The following is a 20,692-nucleotide window of genomic DNA, read 5'->3' as shown; positions in this document are numbered from 1 at the left end:
GCGTGGAGTCGGCCACAAGCATGCGGTGGGACAAAGAGGCATCACCTCGAACGACCAAGGAGCCAAGGATGCCTCTCAGCAACGACCTCATCGTGACCGGCGGTCACGTGATCGGCATGGACCCGGCGGTGCCGGACGGCCCCGCAGACGTCGTCGTCCGCGACGGCGTGATCGTGTCGGTCGGCCCCGCCGCCGAAGCGTCCCCGGAGGCGGAGGTCGTGGACGCCTCCGGCTGCGTGGTGATGCCGGGCCTGGTCGACACCCACCGCCACACCTGGCAGTCCTCGCTGCGCCACATCGGGCTGGACTGGAGCCTGATGGACTACCTCGGGGCCGCGTTCCTCCAGCTCGGGCCGAACTTCCGGCCCGAGGACGTCTACGCGGGCACCCTGCTCGGCGCGCTCGGCGCACTCGAGGCCGGGATCACCACGCTCGTCGACTGGTCCCACATCCAGAACACCCCCGAGCACAGCGACGCCGCCGTGGCCGCGCTGCGCGACAGCGGCATCCGGGGCGTCCTCGCCTACGGCTGGCCGCAGATCGACCCGCTGACCTGGGTGGGCGACCACAGCGACGCGGAGCTCCCCGCGGACGTCCGCCGGGTCAGGGACGTGCTCCGCGACGACACCGCCCGCGTGACGATGGCCCTGGCGGCGCGCGGCCCCGAGATGTCGGCCCCCTCCGCCGCCCGGCGCGACCTGCTGCTCGCGCGGGAGCTCGGCCTGCGGGCCACCATGCACATCGGCTCGGCCGACAAGGCCGGCAGCGTCGGGTGGCTGCACGACGAGGGCCTGCTCGACGAGACGATCACCCTGGTGCACGCGAGCGCGACCGGCGACGACGAGCTGAAGGCCGCCGCGGACGCGGGCGCGACCGCGAGCGTGTCGCCGTTCATCGAGATGACCCTGCCCGGGCTCGGCACACCGGCGACCGGCCGTCTCCTGCGGGCGGGCCTCGTCACCGGCCTCAGCACCGACACCGAGGTCGCCACCTCGGGAGACATGTTCACGCAGATGCGGGCGGCTCTGGCGCACCACAGGTTCACGCAGGACCCGGCGCCGCTGACCGCCGCCGGCCTGCTGCGGATGGTCACCGCCGACGGCGCCGCGGTGGCGGGGCTGTCGGCCGTCACCGGCAGCCTCACACCCGGCAAGCGCGCCGACCTCATCGTGGTCGACGCCGGCACCCCCGCCATGGCCCCGATGCTCGACCCGCGCGCCGCCGTCGTCCTCGCCGGCCACCCCGGGCTGGTCCGTACGGTCGTCTGCGACGGCGTTGTCGTGAAGCGCGACGGCGTGCTCACCGGGCCGGTCGGGCGGGCCATGGAGGCCGCCGCCGCGAGCGTCGCCCACCTCTGCGAGGCCGTGCCCGGGGTGCTGGGCGCCTGAAAAGCGGATGCCGCGTGTGGAGGGGCAGCGGCGCGCACCGTCCGCGGGCTCAGTGCCGGCCGATGATCGTGGCACAATCCCGGCATGGCGGTCATGTTCCGGGTGCTCGGCCCGGTCGAGGCGTACGTCGACGGCGTTCCCGTCGACCTCGGCGGGCCGCGGCCCCGGCTGCTGGTGGCCCGCCTGCTGATCTCCAGGGGCGCGACCGTGTCGGTGGACGCGATCCTCGACGACCTGTACGACGGCGCGCCGCCGCCGCGCGCCCAGAGCACGTTGCACAGCTACATCTCCAACCTGCGCCGGGTGCTCGAACCCGGCCGCGCTCCGCGCACGCCCTCGTCCGTGCTGCTCAGCCGCCCACCCGGGTACGCGCTCGGGCCGCACGAGGTGGACGCCGACGAGTTCGTCCGTCTGTCCCAGGCCGGCGAGCCGGAACGCGCCCTGGCCCTGTGGCGCGGCACGCCGTACGAGGAGTTCGGCGACGTGCCCTGGCTCCGGCCGGAGATCGAGCGGCTCGCCGAGGCGCACCTGGTGACGCGGGAACGCCTCCTGGCCGGGCGGGTGGGCGACCCCCATGTGGTGGGCGAACTGGAGACCCTGGTGGCCGCGCACCCCCTGCGGGAGGGGCTGTGGGAGCTGCTCGCCCGCACGCTCTACGCCCTCGGCCGGCAGGCGGACGCGCTGGAGGCGCTGCGCACGGCCCGGGGCCACCTGGCCGACGAGCTCGGCCTCGACCCCGGCCCGGCGCTGCGCCGCCTGGAGGAGGCGATCCTCGCTCAGGACCCGGCCCTCGACGCCCCCGTACGGCAGCAGGCATCGGTCCGGACCGCACCGGCCGAGGCGGCGCTGGCAGAGACAGCGCAGCCCGGGACGGCGCAGCCCGGAACAGTAAGGCCCGGGCGGCCGGAACGGCGCGCCGTCGGCAGGGGGACGCAGGTCGACCGGCTCGACGAGCTGGCGCGCGACGTGGTCCAGGCGGCCCGGGGAGTGGCACAGCGCGGGCCGGGGATCGCCGTGCTCTCCGGCGAGCCGGGCATCGGCAAGACGTGGCTGGCGGAGGCGTTCGCGGAGCGGCGGGCAGCCGAAGGCTGGCTGGTCGCCTGGGGGCGGTGTCACGAGACTTCCGGCGCGCCCGCGCTGTGGCCGTGGCAACAGGTGGTGCGGGGTCTCGCCGCTCAGGTCCCCCCATCCCCCGCGCAGGCCGCCGCCCTGCGGGTGCTGCTCGGCGACGCCGCCCCGCAAGACGACGCGGCGACCGGGGCCGGACGTCCCTCGGAGGCGAGCGAGGCCAGGTTCCGGCTGCACCAGGCGACCGCGGCCTACCTGCAGACGGTCGCGGCGGATCAGCCGCTGCTCGTGGTGATCGACGACCTCCAGTGGGCCGACACGGGGTCGCTGGGCCTGCTGTCCGACCTCGCGCTGCTGCTGCGCGGCGCGGTCGCCGTCGTGATCACCGTACGGTCCGGCGACGGCCCGGCCGCGGTGCACGACACCCTCGGCCTGCTCGGGCGGCACGACGCCCTCCGTCTGCCGCTCGCCGGGCTCGATCCCGAAGCGGTGGCCGAGCTGTCGGGGCTGCGCGACGCGGCGAGCGTGGCGGCGCTCGCCGAGCGCACCCGCGGCAATCCGCTGTTCATCCGCGAGACCCTCCGGCTGGCCGAAGACCAGGGCATCGACAGGGCGCTCACCGGGGTGCCCGAGGGCCTGGCCGACGTGCTGCGCCGCCGCCTGCTCGACCTGCCCGCCCGGCACCGTCCCGCCGTCGACGCGGCGGCCGTGCTCGGCACCGGCGCGGACCGGTGGCTGCTCGCCGAGGTCGTCGCGAACGCCTGGGACACCCCGGACACCTCGGACACCTCGGACGCGGACGGGAACGTGGATGTGGACGAGGCGCTCGACGCCGCGACCGCCCTCCGCGTTCTCGGCGAGGACCTGCGCTTCACCCACGACCTGGTCCGGGAGACGGTCTACGCCGACATCCCGCCGCGCCGCCGGGCCGGGCTGCACCTGGCCGCGCTCCGGGCGCTCGAACTGCGGCCGGGGGCCGACCTCGCGCTCCTCGCCAGGCACGCGATGGCCGCCGGGCCCGCCGCCGTCGCTGACGCGGTGCGCTGGGCGTCGGCCACGGCGGGGCAGGCGGCGGGACGGCACGCGTACGAGGACGCCGCGCAGTGGTGGCGCCGGGCGGTCGAGGCGCACGGGACGCTGCCCGGCGCGGACCCCCACGAGCACGTCGAGCTCCTGCTCCGGCTCGTCCGCGCACAGCTCGCGGCCGGTCACGGCTTCGAGGCCCGGCAGACCCGGGCGGAGGCGGTGCTCGCGGCCGACAGGTCGGGCGACCCGCTGCTCGCCGCCCGGGCGCTGACCAGCCTGGACGCCCCGGGACTGTGGAAGTTCTACACCTACGGCGACGTCGAGCTGCACACGGTGCGGCGGATCGAGGACGCCCTCGCCGCACTGCCCGAGGGGGACTCAGAACTGCGCTGCCGGCTGCTCGGCTGCCTGGGGATGGAACGTTACGACGGCTCGAACGACCCCCGCTGCGACACCGCCACGGCCGAGGCGCTGGCGATGGCCCGCCGCCTCGTGGCCTCCGGGGAGGCCGGCCCGGAACTGCTGGCGATCACCCTGAACGCGCGCTATCTGGGCGTGCAGCTTCTCGAGCGCATGGCGGAGCTCGACGCGATCGGCGAGGAACTCACCCGGCTCGGGCTGCCCGGGTTCGAGCTGCTCGGTCACATGATCAGGGAGCGGACCCGGATCGACCTGTTCGACGTGGCGGGCGCCGACCGGGCCGCCGAGCGGGCGGGGGTGCTGGTCGAGCGGCTCGACCTGCCCTGGCCCCGGTTCCAGCACCTCATCTGGACCGGGACCCGGCGCCTGCTCGACGGGGACTTCGAGGGCGCGGGCAACGCGTACGCCGCGGCGGCCGAGGCCGGTGAGCGGCTCAACCTGTGGCACACGAGCGCCACACTCTCTTCGGCGCTGCTCGCCCGGCACTTCACGATGCGCGACTTCGAAGGCGCCGACGAGCTGATGACGCACTACTCGCCCTTCCCCGCGCACCAGCAGGTGATGGGTCTGCTCATCGCCGATTCGCGGGGCGACCGCACGGCGGCCGAAGCGGCGCGCGAGCAGGGCTGGCACGCGCTGCCGCGCGACTTCGGCGAGCTGCCGGGGCTGTGCCTGCTGGGCGAGGCCCAGATCGTCGCGGACGACCGGGAGGCGTGCGCCGTGACCTATCGCAGGCTCCTGCCGTACGAGGATCGGATCGCCTTCGGGGCGGGGACGTTCTGCGCCGGGCCGGTCGGCTACTACCTGGGGCGGATGGCCCACCTGGGCGGGGCGGCCCGGCCGGAGGCGGCGCGGGCGCACCTGGACACGGCCGCCAAGCGCTGCGCGGCGGCCGGACTCACCTGGTGGGCCGCCCGGATCGCCGCCGAACGCGAAGCCGTACGCGGCTGACAACCGGCCCGGGGGCGGGCCGCAAGTCGGCGTTGAGTGGCGGTGAAGGGGGCGGGGCCATCGTGGGCCCATGACAACACCGACGCAGACCCGGCGCCGACCGGGCGACCCCGCTCCCGACCTCGTCACGTTCCTCGTCTTCCACGCCGGCCTGCGGCGCGAGTTCGGCAGGCTGGCCGAGGTCCTCGACCGCTGCGACCCCCGCGACGAGCGGCGGCGCGCGGTCGTCGACGAGCACCTCGCGCTGCTGCTGCGCACGCTGCACCACCACCACACCGAGGAGGACGAGGCGATCTGGCCGCTGCTGCGCGGCCTGGTCCCCGAGGCCCGCGCCGTGCTGGACCGGCTGGAGGCCGACCACCAGGAGATGGACGCCGTCATCGGCAGGCTCTCCGGCGGCGGCCGGCCCGCCCGCGAGGTCGCGTCCGACCTGCGCTCGCTCGACCGCCTGCTGAACACCCACCTCGACCTGGAGGAGTCGGAGGTCGTCCCGCTCATCAGGGAGCACGTCAGCGCGGCCTGGTGGGAGGAGTCGGGCAAGAAGGTCACCAAGAGCCAGGGGCGCGACCTGCCGATGCTCGCCGCCTGGCTGCTCGACGTGGCCACCCCCGCCGACCGTGACCACATCTACGGCTCCGCTCCGGCCATCATGCGGGTCCTCTACCGGCTCTCCTGGCGCCGCGCCTACGAGCGCCGCGTGTCGCAGGTGTACGGGTGAGCAGGCGCGTACGGATGACGTGGACGGCGGCCTCCGCCGGGATCGTGCGGAGGCCGCGCCCGGGGAGCCCGGTCAGTAGCCGGGGCGCGAGAGGACCACATCGCAGTAGGCGGCGGCACGCCCGGCTCGGGTCCGTGCTGTGATCCACCCTTCGGCGTCCGGATCGCGGCGCTTCGTGTCATGCGACGTACGGCCTCAGCCTGCCGCTGATACTGCTGCGCCCCGGCCGCCGGCGCCGCCGGCGGATCGTCTTCGAAGGCTGAGCGGACAGAGCCCGGCGACCATGGCGGCACTGCCGCTGATGGTCTTGGCGCCGCGTCCCCGCTCCCGTGAGGACGAGGCGGGGACGCGGCGGTGCCCGTCAGGACTTCGTCGCGTCGGGTGCGGCGCCCCGGGGGTCGAACTGCTCGTCCGGGACGACGAGCTCGTTGCCGGCCAGGCCGGCCTCGCCGGAGACCGCGGCGAGCTCGGAGCCGAGCGACTCGTGGGCGGCGGCGCGGTGCCTGCGGCCGACACGGTCGGTCAGCAGCGACGACAGGGCGGCCACCAGGCACGCGGCCACGGCGAACCAGAAGGCGATGACCAGGCCCTGGTGGAAGGGGCCCGCGATGAGGTGGGGGAAGAACTCCTTGCTCGTCAGGTGGGCGCCGCCGTCGGGCAGCCGGTCGAGTATGCCGCCGAGGAGCTGCCGGAACGGGTTGTAGCCGAGGAAAGCCGCGAACAGCACGGCGATCGGCGGCAGCTGGGCGATGCCTTCGGCCTGCGCCGCGGGCACGCCCTGGGCCACCAGCTCGTCGTGCATCGTGTGCGGCAGCGACTGCGACAGGCCCGCGATCATCAGGCTGAAGAACACGCCGATGGACAGCACCATCGAGGAGTTCTGGAAGGTGGCGGTCATGCCCGCGCCGACGCCGCGGGACTCCGCCGGGACCGAGTTCATGATCTCCGCCCGGTTGGGTGAGGAGAACAGCCCGGACCCGACGCCGTTGATCAGGATGAGCACCGCGAACACGCCGTAGCCGAAGTCCGTGGGCAGGGTCATCAGGGCGTAGAAGCTCGCCGCGGTGACCAGCGCGCCGCCGACCGTGAACATCCGCGGCCCGACCCGGTCGGACAGCCAGCCGGAGACCGGCGCCGACAGCAGGAAGCCCACGGTCAGCGGGATCATGTAGATGCCCGCCCACAGAGGCGTCTCCTCGAAGCTGTAGCCGTGCAGCGGCAGCCAGATGCCCTGCAGCCAGATGATCAGCATGAACTGCAGGCCGCCACGGCCGAGGGCGGTCAGCAGGCTGGCGACGTTGCCCGCCAGGAAGGCGCGGCTACGGAACAGCGAGAGGCGGAACAGCGGCTCGTCCACCCTGGTCTCGATCCAGGCGAACAGCGCGAGCAGCAGGACGCCTCCGCCGAGCGCGGCGATCACCCAGGGGTTGCCCCAGCCCATCACGCCGGTCCCGTACGGCTGGATGCCGTAGGTGATGCCGACCAGTATGGCGATGAGGCCGACGGCGAAGGTCGCGTTGCCCCACCAGTCCATCCGCGCCCGGCGCCGCACGCCGTTGTCCTTGAGCTTGACGTACGCCCAGATCGTGCCGAAGACGCCGAACGGCACCGAGACCAGGAAGATCGCCTTCCAGTCGACCGGGGCGAGGACGCCGCCGATGACCAGGCCGAGGAAGGAACCCGCGATGCCGGCGATGGAGTTGATGCCGAGCGCGGTGCCGCGCTGGCGTACGGGGAAGGCGTCGGTCAGGATCGCGGTGGAGTTGGCGAACAACAGCGCGCCGCCGATGCCCTGCACGATCCGCCAGCCGATCAGCCACATCGCCCCGGCGTCGCCGTCCATCCAGGTCAGCGACAGCATGATCGAGCACAGGCTGAAGACCGCGAACCCGAGGTTGTACATGCGGACCCGGCCGAACATGTCACCCAGGCGGCCGAACATCACCACGAGCACGGCCGTGACGACCATGAAGCCCATCATCATCCACAGCAGGTAGCCCGTGTTGCCGGGATCGAGCGGGTTCAGATGGATGCCGCGGAAGACGTCGGGAAGGGCGATCAGCACGATCGACTGGTTGATCGTCACCATCAGGACGCCGAGGGTGGTGTTGGACAGCGCGATCCATTTGTACCGCGAGGACGGCGCCGACTGCGGCGACGCCCCCGCCAGGGGCTGGTTCGCTACGGCCACGGAGTGGTTCCCCTCCACTTGGTCCGTACGGCGCGCGGCCGGTTCCGCGCAGCCCGCCGTACGGACAGACAGTTAGTTAGCGCAACTAAATTACCCCGACCGGGTGACATCGATGTTTCGCGGGCATGCGGAACGAAAGCCCCAGAGGGGGCCTTTAATCGGATTTGACCCTTATATGACCTGGTTGGGGGCCGTCGGGAGGGGTCGCCGTCAGGACCGGAGCGCCCCGGCGATCACGTCGGCGAGGCTGTCCACCACCGTGTCGCGGTCGAGCCCGGGGTTCTCCAGCCACCAGTCGCCGATCGCCTGCACCATGCCGACGAACGCGTGGCCGAGCACCCGGGCGCGTACCGGGTCGGCGACGCCCTCCTCCGCGAGCGCCGCGCCCAGCTCCTCGCCGACGCTGCGGACGATGGCGGCCATCTGTGTGCGGGTGCGGCAGTCCTCGGCGCTGGCCCGGTGGAACAGGAAGCGGTAGAGGTTGGGGTTGGCCGAGATGGTCTCCAGGTAGGCCTCGATGGCGCCCCGGGCGCGGGCCCGGGGGTCGGACATGGCCCTGGCGAACTCCGGGCGCAGCAGGTCGATCACGACGCGGGTGTGACGTTCCGCGAGCGCCTGGTATAGGCCGCTCTTGTCGCCGAAGTGACGGTAGAGGATCGGCTTGGTGATCCCCGCCTCCGCCGCGATGGCGGCCATCGACGCCTGCGGGCCCTCTCTGCGGATCACCCGGTCGGCCGCGTCGAGCAGGTCCCTGCGCCGCTCCGGGCTCCGGCCTCCTGTCGCGGTGCCGCCTGGCGTGGTCCCTCCCGGCGTGGCGCCTCCCGTCGTGAGCCCCGTCATGAGCACAGCATAGGTGCCGATTCCGCGTCGCCTGGATCAAGACCGGGCCCTCTGGGCGATCACTCCGGTAATGTGCCGGACGCGGGTTTTACGGGCCGGATTCTCCGGCGCGGGATCCGCCCCTGAACGGTTCCGCCGGGTCCTCTGGAGGTGCGGGGTGGGCGAGGCGGGCGGGCCGCTGGTGCCGGGCTACGAGGTGCTCGGAATCCTGGGCCAGGGCGGCTTCGGGGTCGTCTACCGGGCCAGGCAGCTCGCGGTGGGCCGCGAGGTCGCCCTCAAGGTCGACAACCGGGTGCTCGTCTCCGACCGCGACCGGCGCAGGTTCATGCGCGAGGTGACGTCCGCCGGCGCCCTGTCGGGCCATCCGCACGTCGCCGACGTCTATGACGCGGGCGTGCTGCCCGACGGCCGGCCGTACATGGTGCTGGAGCTGTGCCCGAACGGTTCGCTGGCCGACCGGCTGCGCGACGCGGGCCCGCTCGGCCCCCGCGAGGTGCGCGACATCGGCATCAAGATCGCCGACGCGCTCGCCGCCGCCCACGCCGTGGGCGTCCTCCACCGTGACGTGAAGCCCGCCAACATCCTGGTCAACTCGTACGGCATGGTCGCCCTGTCGGACTTCGGGCTGGCGACGATGCCGGGGCAGGGCGGCGCGGCGGGCGGCGAGGTGTCGGTCACGCGCGAGTCGCTCACACCCGCCTACGCCCCGCCGGAGGCGTTCGACCTCACCGAGCCCACCGCCGCCGGGGACGTGTACGCGCTCTCTGCCACGTTGTACGCCCTGCTCCAGGGCAGGCCGCCCCGTTTCCCGGACAGCGGCGTGGTGAACATCGCGGCCATCATCGCGCTGCACCGGCTGCCGGTCCCCGACATCCCCGGCGCGCCCGCCGCGCTCACCGCCGTCCTGCGCCACGGCATGGAGACCGAACCGGCCCGGCGGATCCCGACGGCCGCCGCGCTGCGGGACGCACTCGCCGCCCTGGCGCCGGACGGCTCCGCTTCCGGGAATCACCCGCACCCCGCCGCCTCCCGGGATCACCCGCGCCCCGCCGCGTCCGGGAGTCCGGCCGGCGGCCCGGGATGGAGCGCTCCGTCCCCCTCCGGGCCCGCCTCGGCGCCCGGACCTCATCCCGGGGAGCGACGGCCCGGCGAGACCAGCGCCCCCTCCGCGCCGGGGCACTCGCTCACCGGCCCGGCCGGAGGCGTTCCCGCGATCGGTCAGGATCTGCGCCGCGCGACGACCGCACCGAACGCGGCCCCGGGCCTCCCGACGGGCGGGCACCGGCCATCCGAGCAGAGGCCATTTGATCAACGGCCACCCGGTCACAGTCCGGTCGGCCACGGTTCGATCGGCCACAGCTCACCCGGGCAGAGGCCACCCGAGCACCCGCCACTTGAGCAACGGCCACCCGGTCACCGGCCGGCGGGGCCCCGGCAAGGGTCCGCTCCCCCGCCTCCGCCGCGCACCATGTCCCGGCAGTCGATCGTGTTCGCCGTGATCGCCGCCGTCTTCGCCCTGCTGCTCACGGCGGGGATCGCGGCGCTGACGCTGGGAGACGGCGACCGGGAGGCGCGGACCCCTTCCTTCCCCGGTTACACGTCCGGCCTCGGCGCGGACCACACGGGACCGGACGGTACGCGCGCCCTCTTCTGACCGACGCCTTCCATGGGCCGGCCTGCGTGGCCTCAGGCGGACGGTGGCTCCGGAGGCTTGCGCGTCCGTCTCGGCTTCGAAACCGTGTCCTGCTCCTGGCGCGACCCGCCGGCCGCCTCCGCGCCGCGCACGCCCGCGCCACTCGTCCCCGCGCCCTTCGCTCCCGCGCCCGCCTTCGCCGTCCTTCGCGGCGTCCCGGCCTTTCCCCGCTCGGCGGCCTTTCCCCGCTCGGCGGCCTTCCCTTGCGCTGTGGCCTTCCCTTGCGCTGTGGCCTTTCCCTGCTCCGTGACCTTTCCCGGCTTCACGGCCTTACTCGGCTCCGCGGCCTTGCCGGCCTTGGCGGGTTTGGCCGGCTTGGCGGGTGCTACCCGCGTTGCAGGCGTGCCCGGCTCCGCCGCACCGGGCTCGTGCTGGGCCGCCAGCGCGCCATACTCGGCCAGCGAGTCGCGCAGGTAGTCGATGAGGTCCCACACGTCGGGCACCATCTCGCGGTCGGTGACGATTCCGAAGCAGAGCTTGCCGTCATAGGAGAACACGGTGATGTTGATCCCCCCGCTGACATCGGTGATCACCGACATCGGGTAGAGCGCGGTCACCCGCGCCCCGCACACGTAGAGCGGCGTCTGGGGCCCCGGCACGTTGGACACCAGCAGGTTCATGGCGGGAGCCGTACGCGAGGCGATCCGGAAGGCGGACCTGGCCGCCAGCGCGCTCAGCGCGGCCGGCATCGCCTGGCTGAACTCCAGGAGCCAGGCCGCCGGGGCCGCCGCGAGCCGTTCCTTGAGCAGGCGCATCGACCGGTTCACCGACAGCAGCCGTTCGCCCGGGTCGGCCACGTCCGTCGGCAGGGTCGTCATGGTCAGCATGACCTCGTTGGCGACCGTGCCGTTGCCGGCCTGTCCCCGGGTGGAGACCGGGACCCCGGCGACGAGCGGCTGACGGGGCAACTCGTCGCGCTTGGCCAGCCAGCGCCGCAGCGCAGTGGCGCACATCGCCATGACGACGTCGTTCACCGTGACACCGAAGGCGTTCTTGATCCGCTTGACCTCGTCGAGGGGCAACTGGCCGAAGGCGAACCGGCGGTGCCGCGAGATCGGCCCGGAGAACGGCGTGCGCGGCACCACCATGCGGGGCAGCTCGGGCAGGGGCTCGGCGTCCCCGCCGCCGATGCGCCGGACGAACCGCGAGAGCAGCCCCACCCCCGGAAGCTGCGCCACGAACGGCACCTCGTCGAGCCTCGGCATCGCCTCGGCGGCGAAACGCAGCAGGGCGAAGGGGTTGTCCAGCACCCGTGCGACGCCCCTGATCACCATCTCCACCGCGTCGGGGGCCGGCTGTGGCTCGGCCGTGGTCTCCGGGCCGGGAACGGCGGACGGCTCGGGCTCGAAGTCCATCACGGCGGCCAGCACCTCGGCCCCGGTGACCCCGTCGACGGCGGCGTGGTGAACCTTCGTGTAGATCGCCACCCGGCCCCCGGCCAGGCCGTGGATCAGGTAGATCTCCCACAACGGCCGTCCCCGGTCGAGCCGGGACCCGTGCAGCCGGGCGACCTGCTCGGCGAGCTTGTGGTCGTCGCCGGGAGGAGGCAGCGCGAGCTCCCGTACGTGGTAGTCGAAGTCGACCTCGCGATCCTCCGCCCAGTAGGGGTGATCGAGCCCGAAGGGCACCTCGACCAGCCGCCTGCGCAGCGGCGGCGCGAGGTGGAGCCGGCGCTTGAGCAGCCCGACCAGGTCCTCGCGCGTCAGCGTGCCGCCGGGCCTCCCGGAGGGGTCGAGAATGGTGAGCGCCGCGATGTGTGCGAGGTTGGTGCCCGTCTCGAAGTTGAGGAACTGCGCGTCGAAGGCGCTGACTTGCTGTGCCATGCCTACTCACCTGCCCCGAAACGCCGGGGTCGGACCGCCGGAGAACCGGGGCGTTTCCCATGGTCAGTGCCGGTGGTCGGCGTCGGGCTGGGCGGGGTCGGCCGGATGCTCGTGCCCCGGCGTGAGCACGACCGAGTCGGCGTGACGTGCGTCGAGCCACCGGGCGAAGGCCCGCTCCCCGCTCTCCTTCGCCAGCTCCGCGCGGATCGGCTCCCGCACGGCCGCGTAGGGCTCCCGCCGCGCCGCGTCGATCCGCTCGACCACCAGGGTCCAGGAACCGCCGGGGCCCTCCACGGGCCCGACCGTCTCACCTTGGCGGGCGGCGAAGACCGCGTCCTCGATCGGCCCGGCGATCTCCCCGCGCCGGACCGGCCCGAACGGACGGACCCAGCGCGTCTCGGGCGTCGTGAAACGGTCGAGGTTGCGCCGGTAGTAGTCGCGCACCTCGTCCTCGGCCGGTTCGTGGCCCGCGGCGAGCGCCTGGCACACCGCGCGCGCCGCCGGTGACGCCGCCAGCACCGCCGCCGCGACTCCTCCGGTGCGCAGCGCGCCCGCGAGCGTCAGCGCGGCCTCCTCTGCCGCGCCGGCACGCTCGGGCTCCAGGCCGAGGCGGGCCGCCTCCTGCTCGGCCAGCGCCTCGGCCACCATGACCTGCACCAGCCAGCGGCGCAGGTTGCGGCCCTCGGCGGTCTCCGGGCGCGGCAGCCGGGCGGCGAGCGGGCCGCCGCGCATCAGGCGCAGCCGCCGGTCCACCTCGCCGACCGTGACCATCCGATCCCCCGCCGTCGCCGCCACCGTGCCGCCGGTCAGGGAAGCGTGCGGACCGTTCACGGCTCGACCTCGGCTCACGGCTCGACCTCGACCTCGATGGTGTCGGTGTAGTGCAGCCACCCGGCGCAGGCGACCTTCACCAGCGCCCACCAGCGGCCAGGGCGAGCGCCGGGCGGCACGCGTACCGGAAAGCACACCTCCGCCTCGCCCTCGGGTGGCACGACGGCCCCGCCGTTCCACTCGGGGAACATCTCGAACGTCTGCCACGGGCTGACGAGCTGCGCCTGCGCGGCGACCGGCGACCGTGCCTCCGACCGCAGCCGCACCACGACCTCCGCCCGGTCGCCGGGCCGCAGCCGCAGGCGCGGCGGGTGGCCGAGACCTTCCAGCGACACCTCCAGCCCCGTTGACCGCCGCCCGCCCTCCCCCGGCCGGACCACGTGCAGCCGGGTCACGTCCTCGTACGCCTGGCCGCCGCACTCGATGCGCGCGGTGAGCGCGTAGAGACCGGCCTCGGCTTCGGCGGGCGGCGTGAGCCGGACCGGCACGGTGGCGTGGCCTCCGGGAGGCAGCACGTACGGCCGGACGGCGGGCGTCACCGACCAGCCGTCGGGGGCGGTGAGCGTGACCACGCCCTCCGCCCGGTCCTCCGTGAGGCCGGAGGCGACGGTCAGGGTCAGGTCGACCGGCCCCGAGACGTCCAGGTCGGACGGGGACAGGTGCACGGCGACCGGCAGGTCGCCCATCGGCGCGGGCCCCGTGTTGTTCAGCCAGTAGCGCGTGTGGACCGGCTGGTGCGGCTCGGTCTCCGGCACCACGGGCGCGCTGCCGCAGGCCACCGGCCGGCCGCCGGCATGCGCGCCCGAACCGCTCACGTCAGAGCCGCCTGCCCGCTCCCCCACCACCTCTTCAGGCGGCACGGGACGGAGCGGGGCGACGAGCGTGACGATCTCCATGCCGTCGAGCGTGCCGGGGGCGTCCCCGGTGACGTTCTCCAGGAGGTCGGCCCGCCGCCACGGCGCCGTTCCCCCGGAGCCCGCGTCCAGGGGCAGCGTCGTGGTGATCGACAGCGGGACGGTGCGGCCGCCCGCCTCGTACACGCGGGCGGTCAGCGCGGTCACCGCGCCGGGCGTCCGGCCCGAGGCGATCGGGTTGCCCGCCGCCTTGAGCGCGGTGAGGACCACGCCGGGCCCGGTCTCCAGGAACGACCGCGACGCGCCCGCCGGCCCGTCCCGGCCCACGGTCGCCGCCAGCGGGTGGTTGACGTCGTGGCCGAGCCGTACGAGATCGGCCGCCCGCCAGTCGCCCGGCCCCGCCACCAGGGAGCACTCGAACGTGTGGGTCCAGTGCTGGAGCTGGAAGCCGGAGCCGTCGGGCGCGGTGCGGCGCGGCGGGTCGATCCACACGCCGGACGGCCAGCCGGTGCACGACCGCATCAGCGACACGTGCATCGCCCCCGAGGGATCGATGGCGAAACCCGGGATGCCCCGGTTGATCAGCCCGATCGTGTAGTCGTCGAGGGAGGCGTCGGCCGGCTCGGCGTCCGTCACCACCTCCACGGCCGCGTCGGCGAGGTCGTCGATCAGCTCCCCCACCGCGCCCTCGCCGCAGACCACGAGCACCGGAAGGTCGCGGAGACCGGTGAGGTCCGCGCCCGGCACCCAGACCTTCTCCAGCGGCTCGTCGGCCGGCACCCACAGGCGGGCCCGGCCCTCGGCGTCGAGACGCGCGCGCAGCTCCGCCGCCTCCGCGTCGTCCAGCAACGCCGCGACGAACGGGTTCTCCTCGGGCGTGCCGACCGCGATGCGTACGTCGGGCAGGTTGGAGTCGACGGCCAGGTCGCCGTATCGGGGGCCGGGCCCGGTGGAGCACGTCGAGGTCACCCCCTGCCGCACGAGGGCGACGGCGAGGTCTCTCAGGTCGGCGTCGGCCGCGTCCTGCGGCGCGATGATCTCGGCGACGCCGACGGCCCGCGCGCCGAGGGGGCGTCCGGCGGGCGAACGCAGCACGACGCGGGCGGTGGACGACAGCGCGAACCAGTTGTGCGCGGGGTTGTCCAGCGTCCAGGGGTGCTCCGCGGAGTCGACGTCGATGAGGCCGAACCCGCGGCCGACGACGGCGCCCGCGACCTCGCTGACCGGCAGCGCCCCCGGCGCCCGCACCGGCCAGCGCAGCCGGAGCAGCACGTCGGAGCCGTGGAACTCGTCCACGTGGGTGGTGAGGTCCACCCGCGCCAGCCCGTCCCAGAGCGTGATCTCCTGCGTGTAGCTGACCGGGCCGACCCGGCCGGCGACGACGATCCGCCGGCCCGCCGGGCACTCGGCGACGTGGACCTCCGCGGGGGTCGCGGCCGAGCCGCTCACCCCGCCGCTCGGCACCAGGTGCCAGGGGCCCTCGCCGAAGCGGGGGTGCGCCGGGTGCTCGTCGTAGACGAGCAGTTCGTTGCCCACCCGGTCCTGTTGCAGCAGCTCGCGGCCCTCGACGGTGAGGCTTGACACCGTCCCGCCGCGCTCGGGGTCGACCTCCACCGCGTGTGTGGCGTTCGCGATCCGGGTCCCCTCGCGTACGGCCCAGCCGATCCGCGCGGGCTCACGGGTGGGAACCGGCCGGAACGTGCGATATCCGAGCGCGGGCACGTCGTCGGCGACGAAGACCGCGTCGACGGCCGCGAGGCTGCCGTCGGGGTGCCGCTCGGGATGCTCAAGCAGCAGCCCGCGGACGGGCGGGTCGAGCGCGACGCCGTACGAGCCGGGCTCGGGCAGCGTGAGCCGCACGCGGACGAGGTCGGTCCTGGGCCAGGAGGAGGGGTTCCAGACGGCGACGCCGGTCAGCCCCTCGCCGAGGCGGCGCAGCGACGCGTCGAGGACCTGCCCGCTCAGGTCGTAGGCCTCCCGCCAGCCCGTCATCAGGTCGAGGTAGACCTGGTCGGACTCCGATCCGGTGATGCCGTCGTGGTGCGCGCCGTAGGCGATCTGGCGCCAGGCCTTGTCGAGCGCGGCGTGCGGGTAGGGCGCGCCGAGGGTCGCGGTGGTGATCGCGGCGAACTTCTCGGCGTCGGCGAGCCGCGTCTCGGCGTGCCGCTGCGCCTGCTTGGTGTCGATGTACGACACGTCCTTGCCGGTGTAGATCGGGTTCATGTCGCGCGTCTGCGGTGTCAGGCGGACGCCCTCGGCCCGTACGGCGGCGAAGAACTCCCTGGGCAGCCCGCAGACGAACCGGGGCGAGACGTAGCGCCCGTTCCAGTCGCGCTGGATCTCCATGACCCACTTGTTCGGCGGGGTGTAGTCGGTGCCGACCGGCAGCAGCACGTTGCGGGTGGCGGCGACCTTCTTGAGCAGCGTGAACAGCTCGTAGACCGCGGCCTCGGCCTGTTCCAGTGTCGGCGCGGAGTCCATCCACCACCCGGCGCTGTAGTGGGCCGGCATGTAGTGCGTGATGACCCCGCGCCCCGACGGCGACACCCACTCGAACTCCGAGGGGAACTGCATCACCGAGGGGTCGCCCCAGCCGCCGCCGCGGAGCATCGGGCCCCACTGGTGGTAGGGCCCGCGCGCCCACGAGCTGGAGGTCAGCCCCGCCTCGGCGGCCAGCCCGGGAAACTGCGGGTCGTGCCCGAACGCGTCGAGCTGCCAGGCCGTCGCCGGGTCGCCGCCGAGCACGTCGCGCTGGAAGCCGATGCCGTGGACGAGGTTGCGGATCGTCGCCTCGGGCCCGGTCAGGTTGGTGTTCGGCTCGTTGTACGTGCCGCCCATGATCTCCACCCGGCCCTCCGCGAGCAGGCGGCGCAGGTATGCCCGGTCCTCCGGGTGGGCGTTCCAGTAGGGCTTGAGGTAGTCGGCCTCCGCGAGCACGAACGTGTAGCCGGGCTCCCTTCTGGCGGTGTCGAGGTGGAGCCGGACGAGGTCGAACCCCGCGTGCTGGAACTTCTGCCGGTTCGCCTGCGCCGCGCCGCCCGCGTGGTCCCAGGTGGCCGTGTAGGCGGCCTGGGTGTTCCACCAGACCGGGTCGTAGTGGAAGTGGGGGATCATCCAGACCGTCCACCCGGGCTCGGCCACGAGCAGCTCCCCCTCGGCCGTGCACCGCTCCCGCCCCGCGGCGGCCCGCACGGTGATCGGAACGCGCGCGCCCGGGAGCGCGGCGGGCGGGGTGACGCGCACCGGCACCGCCACCACGGTGCCCGGGGGACGCCCGTCCGGGGTGCGCCCGTCCGGGGTGCGTCCGTCCGGGGTGCGTCCGTCCACTGTGCGCTCGCCGCGCACCCCGGGGCCGGTGACCTCCACCGCCGGGGACGCGTCGTCCGGCACCTCGCCGAGGACGACCCGGACCACCTGGCGCGGGTCGTCCTCTCCGGTGGCCGGGTGGACGAACAGTTCGGTGGACTCGACGGCGGTGACGCGCATGCGCACCCCTAACTGCGGCCGACCGCGGCTCCCACGGCGGCCGCTGGGGGGACAGATGACGGTCGAGACATCCCCCGCCCGCGCCGGCCTCACCCCTGTGATCTTCCCCGCGGAGGGACCGTACGGCGTCAGCCGGTGAGGCGGGCCGCCGTGTCCCCGATGAGCCGGGAGGCGCCCTCCGTGACGGGCTCGCCGTGGCCGAAACAGGCGATCTAGACGTCGAGAGCCGCCTGCCGTACGAGCGAGGCGACGGCCGCGGGCGGGTCGGCGTTGAACACGCCGAGGATGACCTGGCCGTCGGGCGCGCGGGCGATGGTGTCGCCGGTGAACAGCACGCCCGGCTCCGGCAGGTGGAGCGCGAGGCTGCCCGGGGTGTGACCGGGCACGGCGAGCACGCGCGCCCCGCCGCCGAAGTCGAGCGTGTCGCCGTCGTCCAGTTCGCGGTCGACGCGCACGGGTGGCGCGGGCACGTGCGGCATGTCCGCGTGCACGTGGTCCCACAGCTCCTGCTCCCATCCGGACAGAATCGGCGCGGGTCCGGCCGCCTCACCCCGGACGAAGGGCGCGTCGTCACGATGGGCGCACACGGTGACGTCGCCCCAGGCGGCGATGCCGGCCGCCGAGCCGGTGTGGTCCTCGTGGAAGTGCGTCAGCACCAGGCGCCGTACGTCGGACGGCGCGTGCCCGAGCGAACGGACGGCGTCCGCGATGAGCGGCGCGGAGCCGGGAACCCCTGAGTCGATCAGGGTCAGCCCGTCGGGATCGCGCCACAGGTAGACGTGCCCCACGGGAAACCGCAGGAAATACAGGCTGGGGAGCAGTTCGACCAGATCCATGGGACGACGCTACGGCCGCCCCGCGGCCCACCGGCGCGATCTTCGCCGACAGCGGATCGGCAAGGCCGGTGTGGAACGTGAAACTTTCCTCGCCCACGGCTGGTGGGGAGTGTCCGGGAGTCACGTCGATTGACCCGGATTCCCGGCGATTCCTACGGTCGGCGGGAGCATCAAGGAGGACGTGATGACATCCCGGCTGAGACCCGTCTGGATTCCCGCGCTCGTGGCGCTGCTCGCCGTGGCGCTCGGCGCCGTCTTCGTCGGCTGTCGCGAGGCCGCGCGGGCGGCGGCGGACGCGCCCTACAAGGATCCGAGCCTTCCGGTGGCGACGCGGGTGGACGACCTGCTGTCGCGGATGTCGCTCGACGACAAGGTCGGGCAGATGACCCAGGCCGACCGGTCGGCCCTGACGACGATCTCCGACGTGGCGGCGTACCGGCTGGGCTCGATCCTGTCCGGCGGCGGCTCGGCGCCCTCCCAGAACACCCCGTCGTCGTGGGCCGACATGTACGACAACTTCCAGCGGCAGGCGCTGTCCACCCCGCTCGGCATTCCGATGATCTACGGCATCGACGCCGTGCACGGGCACAACAACGTGGCCGGCGCCACGATCTTCCCGCACAACATCGGGCTCGGGGCGACGCGCGACCCCGAGCTGGTGGAGCGCATCGGGCAGGCGACCGCCGAGGAGGTGTCCGGCACCGGAATCGACTGGACCTTCGCGCCCTGCCTGTGCGTGGCCCGCAACGACCGCTGGGGCCGCACGTACGAGTCCTTCAGTGAGGACCCGCAGCTCGTCACGCAGATGACGACGATCGTGGACGGCTTCCAGAACGCCGGGAACGCCGCCATCCTCGCCACCGCCAAGCACTACGTCGGCGACGGCGGCACCACGGGCGGCAGAGACCAGGGCAACACCGAGCTGAGCGAGGCAGATCTGCGCGCGATCCACCTGGCGCCGTTCAAGGCCGCCGTGCAGCGCGGGGTGGGCTCGGTCATGGTGTCCTACAGCTCGTGGAACGGCGTGCGGATGCACGGGAACCACTACCTGATCACCGACGTGCTGAAGCGCGAGCTGGGCTTCACCGGCTTCGTGGTCACCGACTGGGCGGGCATCGACCAGCTCGACGGCCAGAGCGGCTTCACCGCTAACGAGATCACCACGGCGGTCAACGCGGGCATCGACATGGTGATGGTGCCGACCGACTACAAGCGGTTCGTCACGCTCCTCAGGCAGGAGGTGCAGGCGGGCCGCATCGCGACGTCGCGGATCGACGACGCCAACCGGCGCATCCTGACCAAGAAGTTCGAGCTCGGGCTGTTCGAGAAGCCGCTGACCGACCGTTCCTACACCTCCACGGTGGGCAGCGCGGCGCACCGCGCCCTGGCCCGCGAGGCCGTACGCGAGTCGCTGGTGCTGCTCAAGAACGCGGGCAACGTGCTCCCGCTCGGCAAGAGCGGCGGCAAGATCTTCGTGGCCGGCAAGAGCGCCGACGACATCGGCAACCAGAGCGGCGGCTGGACGATCAGCTGGCAGGGCGCGTCGGGCAACATCACCACCGGCACCACGATCCTGCAGGGCATCCGCGACGCCGTCGGCTCCGGCACCCAGGTCACCTACAACCGCGACGGCAGCGGCATCGACTCCTCCTACCGCGCGGCGATCGCCGTCGTGGGCGAGACGCCGTACGCGGAGGGCCAGGGCGACCGCACCGGCTCGATGGGCCTCGACTCGACCGACCTGGCCACGCTGCAGCGGCTCAAGGCGTCCGGCGTGCCGCTGGTCGTGGTGCTCGTCTCCGGGCGGCCGATGGACATCGCCGGCCAGCTCGACCAGTGGAACGCCCTGGTGGCGGCCTGGCTGCCGGGCACCGAGGGGCGCGGCGTGGCCGACGTGCTGTTCGGCGACCACGCCCCGGCAGGGAAGCTGCCGATGACGTGGCCGCGCAGCGCCGACCAGGAGCCGATCAACGCCGGTGACGGCAAGCAGGGGCTGTTCGAGTATGGCTTCGGGCTGACCTACACGAGCGCCAGCCCGTCCCCGTCTCCCTCTCCGTCTCCCTCTCCGTCTCCCTCCCCGTCGCCTTCCCCCTCGCCGTCTCCGCCGGCCTCGCCCTCCCCGTCCCCGTCCCCGTCCCCGTCCCCGTCGCCGTCGCCCAGCCCGTCGCCGAGCGCCAGTGCGTCGGCGCCGACCGGCGGCTGCGTGGTGACGTACAAGGTGAACGACTGGGGCGGCGGGTTCACCGCGGACGTGACGATCACCAACAGGTCGTCGAGCCCGGTCAACGGCTGGCGGCTCCAGTGGACGTACGCGGGCAACCAGAGGATCACCGGCTACTGGAACTCGACGATCACGCAGTCGGGCCAGCAGGTCACCGCGTCCAACGCCGCCTGGAACGGAACCATCGGCGCGAACGGCGGCACGGCCGGCTTCGGCTTCCAGGGGTCCTACAACGGCGCCAACCCCGCCCCTGCCGCCTTCACGCTGAACGGTGCGGCCTGCACGACCGGATGACCCACACACCGCGGGGGGCGGGGACCGAGCGTGCGTGACTCGACGCGTGCAA

Annotated in this window: 11 protein-coding genes; 5 read left to right on the top strand and 6 right to left on the bottom strand. The window is 73.7% G+C overall.

What is annotated here, in order from left to right:
* Window positions 1-68: 68 nt before the first annotated feature.
* The 3 genes from FLX08_RS19810 to FLX08_RS19800 all read left to right on the top strand — a co-directional run bounded on the left by FLX08_RS19810 (window position 69) and on the right by FLX08_RS19800 (window position 5,571).
* Window positions 69-1,388, top strand: a complete 1,320-nt coding sequence (locus FLX08_RS19810; RefSeq protein WP_167530489.1) for an amidohydrolase family protein — start codon at window positions 69-71, stop codon at window positions 1,386-1,388.
* Between the two features lie 84 nt (window positions 1,389-1,472).
* Window positions 1,473-4,853, top strand: coding sequence for an ATP-binding protein (locus FLX08_RS19805; protein WP_142620360.1), 3,381 nt, complete (start codon window positions 1,473-1,475; stop codon window positions 4,851-4,853).
* A 70-nt stretch (window positions 4,854-4,923) separates the two neighbouring features.
* The gene (locus FLX08_RS19800; protein ID WP_142620359.1) at window positions 4,924-5,571 is read left to right on the top strand and encodes a hemerythrin domain-containing protein; all 648 of its coding nucleotides are present in this window, start codon (window positions 4,924-4,926) and stop codon (window positions 5,569-5,571) included.
* A 361-nt stretch (window positions 5,572-5,932) separates the two neighbouring features.
* Here FLX08_RS19800 and FLX08_RS19795 read toward each other — a convergent pair whose 3' ends face one another.
* Entirely contained in the window at window positions 5,933-7,762 is a 1,830-nt protein-coding gene (locus FLX08_RS19795; RefSeq protein ID WP_244312762.1) for an MFS transporter, read from the bottom strand.
* A gap of 210 nt (window positions 7,763-7,972) precedes the next feature.
* A complete protein-coding gene (locus tag FLX08_RS19790; RefSeq protein WP_142620358.1) occupies window positions 7,973-8,602 on the bottom strand; it encodes a TetR family transcriptional regulator in 630 nt (209 codons plus the stop codon).
* A gap of 157 nt (window positions 8,603-8,759) precedes the next feature.
* On the opposite strand from FLX08_RS19790, the gene FLX08_RS19785 reads away from it, so the two are divergent.
* A complete protein-coding gene (locus FLX08_RS19785; protein ID WP_208761545.1) occupies window positions 8,760-10,256 on the top strand; it encodes a serine/threonine-protein kinase in 1,497 nt (498 codons plus the stop codon).
* Between the two features lie 32 nt (window positions 10,257-10,288).
* On the opposite strand, the gene FLX08_RS19780 is transcribed toward FLX08_RS19785, so the two are convergent.
* The 4 genes from FLX08_RS19780 to FLX08_RS19765 all read right to left on the bottom strand — a co-directional run bounded on the left by FLX08_RS19780 (window position 10,289) and on the right by FLX08_RS19765 (window position 18,125).
* A complete protein-coding gene (locus tag FLX08_RS19780) occupies window positions 10,289-12,118 on the bottom strand; it encodes a WS/DGAT/MGAT family O-acyltransferase (protein ID WP_244312761.1) in 1,830 nt (609 codons plus the stop codon).
* 63 nt (window positions 12,119-12,181) lie between these two features.
* Window positions 12,182-12,949, bottom strand: coding sequence for a peptidylprolyl isomerase (locus FLX08_RS19775; protein ID WP_142620356.1), 768 nt, complete (start codon window positions 12,947-12,949; stop codon window positions 12,182-12,184).
* 14 nt (window positions 12,950-12,963) lie between these two features.
* Complete coding sequence (locus FLX08_RS19770) at window positions 12,964-17,289, bottom strand: glycoside hydrolase family 38 N-terminal domain-containing protein (protein WP_142620355.1); 4,326 nt, start codon at window positions 17,287-17,289, stop codon at window positions 12,964-12,966.
* 212 nt (window positions 17,290-17,501) lie between these two features.
* Window positions 17,502-18,125, bottom strand: a complete 624-nt coding sequence (locus tag FLX08_RS19765) for an MBL fold metallo-hydrolase (RefSeq protein ID WP_142620354.1) — start codon at window positions 18,123-18,125, stop codon at window positions 17,502-17,504.
* Between the two features lie 184 nt (window positions 18,126-18,309).
* On the opposite strand from FLX08_RS19765, the gene FLX08_RS19760 reads away from it, so the two are divergent.
* A complete protein-coding gene (locus FLX08_RS19760) occupies window positions 18,310-20,640 on the top strand; it encodes a glycoside hydrolase family 3 N-terminal domain-containing protein (protein ID WP_142620353.1) in 2,331 nt (776 codons plus the stop codon).
* Window positions 20,641-20,692: the final 52 nt, after the last annotated feature.

The sequence above is a fragment of the Microbispora hainanensis genome (genome assembly GCF_006874475.1).
Classification (GTDB): domain Bacteria; phylum Actinomycetota; class Actinomycetes; order Streptosporangiales; family Streptosporangiaceae; genus Microbispora; species Microbispora hainanensis.
Note: the sequence above shows the minus strand (reverse complement) of the source record. Positions and strands in the feature narration are given on the sequence as shown.

What these genes read in the sequence shown, in the direction of transcription:
- FLX08_RS19780 (WP_244312761.1), bottom strand. Translation starts at nt 12,118, where the DNA reads ATGGCACAGCAAGTCAGCGCCTTCGACGCGCAGTTCCTCAACTTCGAG.
- FLX08_RS19810 (WP_167530489.1), top strand. Translation starts at nt 69, where the DNA reads ATGCCTCTCAGCAACGACCTCATCGTGACCGGCGGTCACGTGATCGGC.
- FLX08_RS19805 (WP_142620360.1), top strand. Translation starts at nt 1,473, where the DNA reads ATGGCGGTCATGTTCCGGGTGCTCGGCCCGGTCGAGGCGTACGTCGAC.
- FLX08_RS19790 (WP_142620358.1), bottom strand. Translation starts at nt 8,602, where the DNA reads ATGACGGGGCTCACGACGGGAGGCGCCACGCCGGGAGGGACCACGCCA.
- FLX08_RS19800 (WP_142620359.1), top strand. Translation starts at nt 4,924, where the DNA reads ATGACAACACCGACGCAGACCCGGCGCCGACCGGGCGACCCCGCTCCC.
- FLX08_RS19765 (WP_142620354.1), bottom strand. Translation starts at nt 18,125, where the DNA reads ATGGATCTGGTCGAACTGCTCCCCAGCCTGTATTTCCTGCGGTTTCCC.
- FLX08_RS19760 (WP_142620353.1), top strand. Translation starts at nt 18,310, where the DNA reads ATGACATCCCGGCTGAGACCCGTCTGGATTCCCGCGCTCGTGGCGCTG.
- FLX08_RS19770 (WP_142620355.1), bottom strand. Translation starts at nt 17,289, where the DNA reads ATGCGCGTCACCGCCGTCGAGTCCACCGAACTGTTCGTCCACCCGGCC.